General features: G+C 34.7%; 7 protein-coding genes. 4 read left to right on the top strand and 3 right to left on the bottom strand.

Going from position 1 to position 11531, the window contains the following annotated elements:
• The first annotated feature begins 1057 nt into the window (after positions 1 to 1057).
• Complete coding sequence (locus tag DMB65_RS02245; protein ID WP_110305033.1) at positions 1058 to 1594, top strand: CAP domain-containing protein; 537 nt, start codon at positions 1058 to 1060, stop codon at positions 1592 to 1594.
• A gap of 429 nt (positions 1595 to 2023) precedes the next feature.
• Entirely contained in the window at positions 2024 to 2779 is a 756-nt protein-coding gene (locus DMB65_RS02240; protein WP_110305032.1) for a GH12 family glycosyl hydrolase domain-containing protein, read from the top strand.
• An 18-nt stretch (positions 2780 to 2797) separates the two neighbouring features.
• On the opposite strand, the gene DMB65_RS22065 is transcribed toward DMB65_RS02240, so the two are convergent.
• The 3 genes from DMB65_RS22065 to DMB65_RS02230 form a co-directional block, all read right to left on the bottom strand.
• Positions 2798 to 2935, bottom strand: a complete 138-nt coding sequence (locus tag DMB65_RS22065; protein WP_165834825.1) for a hypothetical protein — start codon at positions 2933 to 2935, stop codon at positions 2798 to 2800.
• 251 nt (positions 2936 to 3186) lie between these two features.
• Positions 3187 to 4104, bottom strand: a complete 918-nt coding sequence (locus tag DMB65_RS02235; RefSeq protein WP_110305031.1) for a PorP/SprF family type IX secretion system membrane protein — start codon at positions 4102 to 4104, stop codon at positions 3187 to 3189.
• A 3-nt stretch (positions 4105 to 4107) separates the two neighbouring features.
• A complete protein-coding gene (locus DMB65_RS02230) occupies positions 4108 to 10017 on the bottom strand; it encodes an HYR domain-containing protein (RefSeq protein ID WP_110305030.1) in 5910 nt (1969 codons plus the stop codon).
• Between the two features lie 323 nt (positions 10018 to 10340).
• Here DMB65_RS02230 and DMB65_RS02225 point away from each other — a divergent pair, with 323 nt between their 5' ends.
• A complete protein-coding gene (locus DMB65_RS02225) occupies positions 10341 to 10526 on the top strand; it encodes a hypothetical protein (protein WP_110305029.1) in 186 nt (61 codons plus the stop codon).
• Positions 10527 to 10580: 54 nt separating this feature from the next.
• Positions 10581 to 10982 (top strand): excinuclease ABC subunit B, encoded by a 402-nt coding sequence (locus DMB65_RS02220; protein ID WP_110305056.1) that lies wholly within the window; start codon positions 10581 to 10583, stop codon positions 10980 to 10982.
• Positions 10983 to 11531: the final 549 nt, after the last annotated feature.

Here is an 11531-nt window from a genome sequence, read left to right as displayed (position 1 = left end):
ACCGGATAAAATTCGATAGAACAAACCAAAAATTATATTTTTTAGTACATCGAATTCTCAATAAAGTAGTCGAAAACAAGCTGAACTAGGTTAAAACCTCGTAAAGCCTTGAAGAATAAAGAAAAAAAAAACGTTCCGATTATTTATATCGGAAAACAATGATTTAAAATCAATATATTTGAAAAAAAGAATGTCTGAGAAATACAAAGTCATTGATAGTACAGTGCCCACTATACGTGATTTTAAAAAGTATACCTCAAAAAAATTAATAAAAGCAATACAATAACATCCATAAAGCAGGAGAGAATGGTTATTAAAAAAATTTAGTTTTGAAGCTCAAAAATCAGGAAGAGCTAAGAATTATAAATTGTGAAAAGATGGATTTCATCCCGTTATCTTAGATACTTTGGGAAAAATAGAACAACGTGTAAACTACATCCATTATAATCCAGTTGAAGCAAAAATTGTTTTTTATGAACGAGATTATGTAAATAGTAGTTATAGAAATTATGAAGAAGACAACACTGTTTTTTGTAACCTAAATATTGAACCTTTATGGTAATGTATTTAATAGAGGTTGCAAACGCTACGATTTATCTTTTAAGTAAAGTAGGAACTCGTTGCAAACGAACCCAGAGGGGAATTATGTCAGCATTTGGAGCTTTTAATGGGATGTACTGAATAAGAATTTTGTATTGATTCTGAAAGTCTGCATAATAAGTAACGTTTTCACCCAATCTAGTCTTTACCTTCCAAATAAGGAGCTAAAATTGATTTATCAAACGTGGTATAATTGGTCCCCAAAGTCGAAATATAAAGGATCAAAAGTAGCATTTGGGTGCGAGCATCATGCTTTGAACATAATTCTGCCAATCTGCTGAACGTTATACATAACCAAGCCGATCAGGTTTGATCTTAACCGTTTACGCTTTACCTGATAAACGAAGCATTAGCCCAAAAACTTCATGGCTAGTAAAGAAATCAAGTGTCTAAAATAGATTTAGTCAAAAAATACTTATTTTTGTTCATCAGGATTTGGGTTTTGCAACACTAAATTATGACCTTTCGAGAAGCCATTAATTTGCCTTCTCTTCTATCAGACAACAATCATTATTTTATAATGGATTCAAAATATTTATTTTTTTTCATTTTAGCACTATTCTTATTTTCTTGCGATGATAATGAAACTCCTGTGGTGGATACGAATGTAACCAATCCTGTTTTGATTGAAATTAATAAACTAAGGGTAACAGGATGTAAATGTGGCGATGATGATATGCCTCCTGTACCTGAATTAGTAAGCAACTCTATATTGACCCATACCGCCATCAATTATGCTCATGATATGAATGTACGGAATTATTTTTCCCATATTTCCCCAGAAGGAACAAGCCCAATACAAAGAGCCATTACCTTAGGTTATACAGGAAACTTTATTGGTGAAGTTATTGCCCGAAATTATAGTAATCCTGCAGAGGTGGTAGCCGGATGGAAGAATAGCATTGATCATTGCAAAGCTATGATGAGCAGTACTTATATTGAAATGGGTGCAGGTAAATCCGATAATGTATGGGTGGCCAATTTAGGAAAGTAAATCTTTTGTATTTTCATTCTTCTCTTCTTTTAAACAAAAAATATTACTGCATCTTATACCCTCATAATGATTTAAAATTCCGAAAATTTTCTGGGATAATTATGAAAAGCGGCTATTCTTTATTAACCAGCCTCGCATCTGTAATTCGTGTTATTTAACAGATAAACAAAATATTATAAATCTATATTTCCAAAAGAACATCAAAATATCATTTATTTCATTTTAAAATTACGAATTTCACATTTTTTTTATTGCTATTATGGTCATTTTCACCAGAACTAAGCAGGAATTATCTCATTTAAATAGGTAATTATCATATTTTAATCAAAAATATTCAAAAATAACTATTTATTTAAGAAATATTTAATAAAATAACTAATTATCAATATCTTAGCTAATATAATTTATTAACTATAAAACCACTTATTTATGAAAAAAACAATCTTATTTGCGGCATTATGTGTTATGTTTATGAGTTGCGATGCAAACGAAAGCAACGAGTCTGAGGTTAAGGCGAACTGGTCATCCTCTGCCCAGTATGCGACCTGGTCAAATGGTGGGTACACTGTGTACAACAATATATGGGGTTCGGGTGCCGGCAGCCAGTCTATTTGGGCAAACAGTTACAGCCAATGGGGAGTTTGGGCTAATCATCCTAATACTGATGGCATTAAATCTTATCCAAATTCTACCAAATATATTGGTAAAACCCTTAGTACTATCAATACGCTTAGTACTAGCTTTAATGCTACTACACCCGCTGGTGGTGCATGGGAATCATGTTACGATATCTGGGATAGTGCCAAATCACATGAAATTATGTTATGGCTGAATTATACCGGAAATGCAAATGGCAGTGGTAATGTAAAACCAATTTCGTATAATTATTCAGCTACCGGAACTGCAATTGCAGTTTATACCAATCAAAGTATTGGAGGTCATACGTGGAATGTCTTCCGTGGTAATAATGGTTCAAATAATGTATATTCTTTCTTACGCACATCAAAAACAAACAGTGGTACTATTGATGCCAAGGCTATTTTGAACTGGATAAAAAGCAAAGGATGGTTTGGCAATATTACTGTTGGCGATGTTCAATATGGATTTGAAATAACCTCTTCTTATGGTACAAACGGATCGGGGTTAAATTTTACCTGTAATAGTTATTCTGTTACCAGTAACTAATTCTTCATCTAATCCCAATTATAACGCATTGGGTGTAACCAGTTTTTGATTATAATTTTTCGTCAGTTCGGATAATTTTCGATAGAAAACACCCGAACTGACGTTTTGAATAGTGTCAGCAAAAGGGTCAAAAATAGCTCCTATCTTGTGTTTCATAACTATTTTAGCCGTTTTTTGGGAAGAATTAGAATAAAAATACAGGATTAACAGTTCAAGGATAAAAACAGTTTTATAATTTAAGCAGACACCGTTTTTCGAAAGGCTATTTTAGTTTTGATTGCCTGCTACTATGACGGCGGAAATCCCCGAAAACATTTACTACCGCCGTAATTTATTATCCAAACTGACTGCCGCAAATACGGAGGGTCTTATAAAAATATGCAGTTTAAAATGGTTGAGTAAATTAATCACTCGAAGCCTTTTCCTAATCTGTAATTTAACACTAATCCAAAGTTGTCCGGAATCACTATATTCTCAATTGATTTATTGTACGTACAGATGACCCTGAAATTATCTGAAAGATGAAATCCGGCCAGAAAGTTTAGTGACTTAGAGGTTCTGTAACCTCCGCCAAATTCTACTTTATTTTTGTAATTGATTAAAAGATTTAAGTCGGCCTGAAATGGCGCTCCCTCTGCATATTTGAATAAAACACTAGGATTAACCAGTACTTCTTCAAAACGGTTTGTAAAAAACTTATAGCCAAAATAACTGTAATACACGTTTTTTAAATTGGTATTATTATTCGAATTAAAAGCAGAACTTAACAAATTTGGCGATGACAATCCGAAATAAATCTGGTCGCGGTTGTATAAAAAACCAACTCCAAACGTAGGTGTAAAACTGTTTATGTTTTCCTGAAATTCAGGGTCATCTTGGATCCCAAGCTTTGTTAAGTTTTCATTGTAAAGCATGGCTCCCGCTGTAACTCCAAACGAAATTATATTAGGATCGTATGCCCACCATTTTCCGTATTTATAATCAGAATCATAATAGATTTTATAGGAATAGGATGTAAAGAAACTAGCCGTATTGGTTACGCCTATCTCGTCATAAGAAATTCCTGCTGCCAAACCAATTTTCTCTCCCCAGGTTAATTTATTTACGGAGAAGTCAAAATTCTTTGGACTTCCGTCTATCGAATTAAAATATCCGTTTGTGGTCATAACCATATCAATAGTATTATAATATCCGGCATGGGCAGGATTTATGAGAACGGCATTATAATTATAACTTGAAAAAACAGGCGTCTGCTGTCCAGAAGCGCTTTCTAAAACAATGATTGTTATAAATAGGGCTAAGATTATATTGATTTTACTTTTCATGAATTAACGTTTTAAAACAAGATATCCCTTGGTTTTCTTAAAGTGATTGGGCTGTTCTGTGCGGATTTCAAAGAAATAAGTTCCTTCTGGCAGTTGATTAGCTCCCAGGCTTCGGCTTTTATTGGCAATTCCGGTAAATACATTTGTTGAATTATTGTAGTCTTTGGTTTGGAAAACCAAATCGCCCCAGCGGTTGTAAATCAGGATCTCGTTGTTTGGATAATCTGTTATATCGTCAATTTCCCAAAAATCATTTATGCCGTCTCCGTTTGGTGAAAAGCCATATTTTGTTTCATCTTTTTCTAAAGGAATAACTGTTATGGTAACAGAATCTTCTGCCTTACAGCCGTTCGAATTCGTAAAAACAACCTTATAAGTTGTTGTTTCTGTAGGTTTTGCAATTGGGTTTGCGATTTCAGCAATGCTCAGTCCTGTTGCTGGTGACCAGGAAAAAGTTCCTTTTTCTAATGCCAAAGCATAAAGCTGCACTGTTTCACCTTCGTTTATTTGTACATCATCACCAGCATCCACTAACACCGGATCAATAAATAGCTGAAAAGAACAGTTTGAAGTGTTATTGTTTTTATCTGAAACTTTTATAGTAATTGTCATTCCATCAGAAAATAAACTTCCAGGATTTGGTGTTTGTGTGATGATTGGATTTGGATCCGTATTATCAGTTGCAAAAATCATTTTTGTATAATCCGGAACTGTGTTGAGACTGCAATCCAATACCTGATCTGTAATACATGAAAAAGCTGGTGCTTCGGTATCTTGTAAAATATGGATTTTAAATGAACAAGATGCCGGATTTCCGCTGTTATCAGAAACATTCATAGTAACACTCATTCCATCAGTAACATTTGTTCCGGCGATTGGTGTTTGGGTTATTGTTAAATTCGAGTCGCAATTATCCGTTGTAACAATCATTGATCGATAATCCGGTAAAACAGTTCCAAAAGCTAAATTTTGATCTGCAATACACGTAATTAATGGCACTGTTACATCTGCAGAAGTATTTACTTTAAAACTACAAATTGAACTATTATTCGAAACATCTTTGGCAGTAATGGTAATCGTCATTCCGTCTGTAAAAACACTTCCCACAGAAGGACTTTGTGTAATTATTGGTGAAGAATCGCAATTATCATTTGCTGAAACTAAAGGCGTATAATCTGGAATTATGCTGCCACATGATAATTTCTGATCTCCAATACAGGTAATTACAGGTGAAGTCGTATCTGCGGAAGTGGTTATTTTAAAACTACAAATTGAACTATTATTCGAAACATCTTTTGCAGTAATGGTAATTGTCATTCCATCTGTGAAAACACTTCCTGGCATTGGATTTTGTGTCAGAACTGGCGACGCATCACAATTATCAGTCACTGTTATTAAGGTTGTATAGTCCGGAATTGTACTTCCGCATGACAATACCTGATCTCCAATACAGGCAATTACAGGCGGGATTCCATCTGCGGAAGCGTTAACTTTAAAACTACAAATTGAACTATTATTCGAAATATCTTTGGCTGTAATGGTAATTGTCATTCCATCTGTGAAAGTACTTCCTGGCATTGGATTTTGTGTCAGAACTGGCGACGCATCACAATTATCAGTTACTGTTATTAAGGTTGTATAATCCGGAATTGTACTTCCGCATGACAATATTTGATCTCCAATACAGGCAATTACAGGCGGGATTCCATCTGCGGAAGCGTTAACTTTAAAACTACAAATTGAACTATTATTCGAAACATCTTTGGCTGTAATGGTGACTGTCATTCCAGGTGTAAAAGCACTTCCTGCCATTGGATTTTGTGTGTAGGTAATCGTTCCGAGACAATTATCTGTGGCAGAAACCAAACTCCTGTAATCCGGTAATATGCTTCCACAAGCTAAGTTTTGATCTGTAATACAGGCAATAGCTGGAGGTGTAAGATCTGGTGTGGCTAAATGTACATTAAAACTGCAGGTATCAAAATTTCCTGATTCATCTGTATATTTTATTTTAATTAAAATTCCGTCATAAAATGGAGTTCCTGGTGCTGGTGTTATTTCATATTGTACATTTTGACTGCAATTATCGTCCAAATTCATCATTGGATCTATCGCGTAATTCGGAATAACGTCTCCGCAGTTTAAAGTCACATTCGCAGGACATGTAAATGTTGGAGGTGCTGTATCTGTGCCAGAAGCGTTTATAATAATACTACAATTGCTGATATTTCCCGCTTTATCTTTTGCTGAAAAGTCGATCTGCATTCCGTCAAAAAAAGTTGATCCTTCTCCAGGATATTGTGTTAATTCTATAGTACCAGCTGTATCATCTCTAACATTCAATAAATTTAAATAATCAGGAACTAGAGACCCACAAGCTAAAAGTTGATTTCCCGGACAGATTAATACGGGTGCCAGATCTGCATTAGCGGCTATTGTAAAAGTGCATGTCTCTTCATTTGTACTGCTATCTGTTGCTTTTAAAGTGATCGTTTGTACACCTCCTGTATATACCGTTCCAGGTACCGGACTTTGTGTTATTATTGGATTATTATCGCAATTATCAGTTACAGTAACAGCTGTTTTATAATCTGGAATTACATCTCCAATGGCAAGAATTTTATTTGAAGGGCAATTAGTCATAACAGGTTTTTCTGTATCATTAACTACAGTTTTCCCATATATAACATAGGCTTTTCCCGGGTCTTCGTTTATTTTAATCGATTCAAATGGTGAGTAATATTTATTGTTTCCAATAATAATATCATCAAATCCGTCATTATTAATGTCCCCTGCAAAACTTGATGCCGTTTTATAAGGATAAAATCCAATATTTATTTTTAATCCATCTTTAGGTGTCAGAGTAGAAAGATCAACACCGGTAGTCCAGGTATTTTTACCATACAAGAGGTTCACTGTACCATCAGTCTCTTTAAAAATATAGTCGTCGATTCCGTCTTTATTAAAATCTCCAATTCCCCCAAAATCATTAACACCAGATCCGGACAAGATTTTAAATCCGTTAGTACCATCCAGATTGTTTAGATTTACAGAAGCCGGAAAACCCGAAGAACCAAAAAGAATATAAATGCCACTAAAAGAAATATCATTAAGTCCATCGTGATTTAAGTCCCCTACTTTGCTGATGGTCCCATATTTTAATGATGCTGATGAATGTGTGGCAACAAATCCGTTACTTCCGTTTAGATTATCAACATTAAACGTTCCTGGAAATCCTGAACGTCCATAAATCACATACTTTTTTACACCATCATAAGTTGAAACGGCAATATCAGGAATTCCGTCTCCGTTTACATCCCCTAATCCCGTAACCGATCTTCCTACTTTATCAGTCGAACTACTTGTAATCAGGCATCCGTTAGTTCCATTGATATCAGTCCCTAAAATTAAAGCCGGAAAACTTCCGTTTTTACCATAAATAACAAATACTTTTTCAACGTATCCTGTTCCTGCAAGTGCTATATCATCAAAGCCATCGTTATTAAAATCCCCAATAGCATCAATACTATATCCTGCCGCTTCATAGTAATTATTTCCCATGAAAGTAAAACCGTTGCTGCCATCTAAATTTGATAAAAGCATTTCAGCCGGAAAGCCGCTTGATTTTCCAAATATTACATATAGCGCCCCTACGTTCCAGTTAGCTCCTTTTCGGGTTGGTGCACTGAACATAAAGTCATCTATTCCGTCTTTATTTAAATCCCCTGCAGCTGAAACCTTATATCCGGTCTGATCATCGGCTTTGAGGTTAATATCGTCTATGATTTTAAATCCATTAGTACCATTTAGATATTTTAAATCAACAACAGACGGAAATCCAGTTGATTTACCAAAAACAACATATATTTTTGATTTTATAAAGTCATTCGTATTGCTAAAAGTCCCAGAAAAAGGGTAAGAACTGCCCATAGCACTTACAATAAAATCGCTTATCCCATCGCCGTTTACATCTCCCGCTTTATCAACACTGTAACCTGTGTTTACAGTTCCATTTTCTCCAATAATTGCAAATCCGTTAGAGCCGTCTAAATTTTCGGGTGAATAAGTCAGTGTTTTGCAGTCAGGTGCCGGCGGAGGGCTTTTCAATTTTACCAAAAAAGTACACGAATTTGTATTGCCGGCTAAATCAGTAACTGTAATTGTAACATTTGTATCTCCTGTAAAAAGAGTGCCCTGCGGTGGATTTTGTGTAATGCTTAAATCGTAGTTATTTACATAGGTACAATTATCAATTAAATTTGGCAATAAAGAAACATAATTTGGAAGGGATGTATTTGCAAAAAGCTGCTCATTTATTGGACAACTGATTGTAGGTTTTACAGCATCAATGCGATCTATTTTTTCACCATAAAAAATATAGGCATTTCCTTTATCTCCGTAATAATCGGCATTTCTTATATATCCTAAAATAAAATCGTTTTTGCCATCCTGATTAAAATCACGAATTCCGGCAACATCACATCCAAAAATATTCGTTGAATAGCCATCGTAGCTATCAAAAATCTGATATCCAATAGTGTTTAGAATCGTCTTTTCCATAACAATTCCTGTTGAAGTACTCCCTCCAAATACAACATAAACAGATCCGTTGTTAGCAATACCTCTTTTTGATGAAATGGCAATATCACTTTTACCATCATTGTTTACGTCAAAAATTCCTGCTACAGTAAACCCAAACTGACTTCCTAAGTCTTTTCCCTGAAATATAACTCCTGTACTGGTGTTAAGACTTTCAATAGTAAAAGTAGCCGGAAACGTACTTCTGCCAAAAACCACATACGCCTCACCTACACTATTTTGGCCAGCCAGGGCTTTACCTGGTGCACCAATAATAAAATCATCAATTCCGTCAGCGTTAAAATCGCCAACTGCAGCTACAGATTTGCCCAGATTGTTATAAGAACCTGAATTGGTAATCACAAAGCCATCCGCAGCATTTAAAGATTCTAATTGAATAATAGCTGGAAAAACCGAATTTTTCCCAAAAAGTACTACAACCCTTCCCGCACCATAATCAAGGCCTTCAGCATAAGAAGGGCAACCAATAATCAAATCGCCTATACCATCATGATTTACATCTCCGGCGTTACGCGCTGTTGAATCCGTTCCTGAACCCGACTGTAAATATCCTTTGATGGTACAACCATTAGCTCCTGACAACAACGACGTATTTAAACTGCTTACTGAAGCATTACCGAAAATAATGTAATAATTGGTTTTTCCACTGAGATTTTCAGTAATCACAACATCTGGTATTCCATCATGGTTGACATCTCCAGCGGCACTAACATCCTTTACTGTTGTAGCAGCAGCGGCATCTAACGTAATAAAGAGCCCCTTACTATTATCAATATCGGTTCTGTTATAAAGAGGCAGGAAACCTGAATTTTTGCCATAGAAAATAAAAGCGGTTCCTTTTCCTCCACTATTGAAATTATCCCCAACAATGATATCATCAATCCCATCCTGATTAAAATCGCCGACAGAACTAATCATAGCTCCCAATTTTTCTTCAGCAATAACGCCTCGTATCACAAAGCCATTGGTTCCGTTTAAGGTAGCAACATCAAATGAATCGAATGAAAATCCTGATCCCCCAAAAACTACGTATATTTCACCTACATTCGATAGCCCTCCAAAATCGGCTCCCGGAGCCCCAATCATTATATCAGGAATCCCGTCACCATTTATATCTCCTGCCGACTTTGTTTTAAATCCTAAATCGTCCTTAGCAGCCTTTCCATCGATTTTAAATCCATTTGCACCGTCTAAAATCGACTTAGCTACTTGCGGACAGCCATTTTGTCCGTATACAATTGCTGTTGACCAAAAAAATAACAATAGCCCTAAAACAGCCTTCAAACAAGGGAATATTCTATAGTTTTTTATCATATTAATGTTCTGGTTTATCTAAATTATAAAGGGCAAAACTAGCACACACCGAAATTTTGTACATCACTATAAATAATGATTTTTAATGACGAGTCCAGCTTCCAAATAAAATTAAGAGGAGTCTTGATACTAAGTAAATCCCTGAAAAAAACCGAAATGCATTGCTTCATACTGTTTATCCCCTAAGAAATGGTGTTATGAAAAATTAAAGTGCAAAGCAGATGTCTCTTAATTTGTGTTTTTTTGTTTTCTTGTAAGAAGTAAATCTGTCAAAAGTTTCCCCATTTTTCAGAAGTCTTCGTATAACAGCAAAGAGCAATTACATGCATAATTCGGTATTGCAAACAATAGAAAAAGCGGATAATCCTGTCGTTAACGTCTTAGATTCAAAATTATTTACCCAAAAAAATGATACTGACTTTGCGGTAAAATCGGAAGACTTTCAGAATTTTGTTTTTAAAATAAATTCTGAAATGACGCAAATTCAGAGACATTTGCCAACAGTATAAAGAAACCATTTGAAAGCAGGTTTTTTTTGTATTTTAGCTAAAAATAATAATTTGATGAAAAGTTTCGAGGAAAAAAGAAATTTGCTTTTAGAAATGATTGCTTTTTCTACAATTGATGGACAATTGCATAGAAGAGAGTATAATTTTTTGTTGCTTATTGCTCAGGAACTTAATATCAATAAGGATGTTTTTAATGATTTATTTCATCAGGAGTTACCGCAAACACCTTTGAAATCAGAGTTCGAACGTATTCAGCAATTCTACAGATTGGCTTTACTGATGCACAGTGACGGTACTTTGCATGCTAAAGAAGAAGAAGCAATCCAGCAGATAAGTCTGAATATGGGGTTAAATCCTGTAGCAACCAACCGTATTTTGAAAATAATGAAAAGTGGTTCTTCTCCAATAATCAGCCCTGATAGGATATTGAGTATTTTCCAGGAGCAGCATAATTAGTTTTTTTAATAAAATGCAATTATCAAAATTACTTTTGTACCCGTAATTTCATTTTCAGAGTTTGTGACATCTTCATACACTACTGCAGTTATGAATCTGTCATTCCAAATTTCCAACCGTTTGTCAATGAACTGTGTCGAGAAAACATCGACACGAATTAAATCTATACGTTTTTTTGGACTGTTAGGGAATTAAGTTCTAATCAGGTGACTATTTCTTCTTTGTCGAAAAGGATTTATATCATTCAGATAGAAAATATTTCTGGAAAAGCAACTACCCGAAAAGTAGTCAAAAATGCTATTTTAGTATTTTATACCATATTATGTATCTAAAAAAATAGTCCCGTCTACTCGTTATTTTTCTCCAATACTTCCTCAAAAAACAGATGCTGCCTCTTTTGTGTTTTTAATTCTAATACCGCTCTTTTGAAACTTGTGTGCATAAAAGATGATATGTAACTTTTTTCAAAAAAATCATTATTTTAAATCATCTTCTTCCATTTTCTATTGCTTATTTTTGTGGCTAGAAACTGTCGGATTCATTTCGTTT

This window comes from Flavobacterium cheongpyeongense (genome assembly GCF_003202435.1).
GTDB classification, from domain to species: domain Bacteria; phylum Bacteroidota; class Bacteroidia; order Flavobacteriales; family Flavobacteriaceae; genus Flavobacterium; species Flavobacterium cheongpyeongense.
Note: the sequence above shows the minus strand (reverse complement) of the source record. Positions and strands in the feature narration are given on the sequence as shown.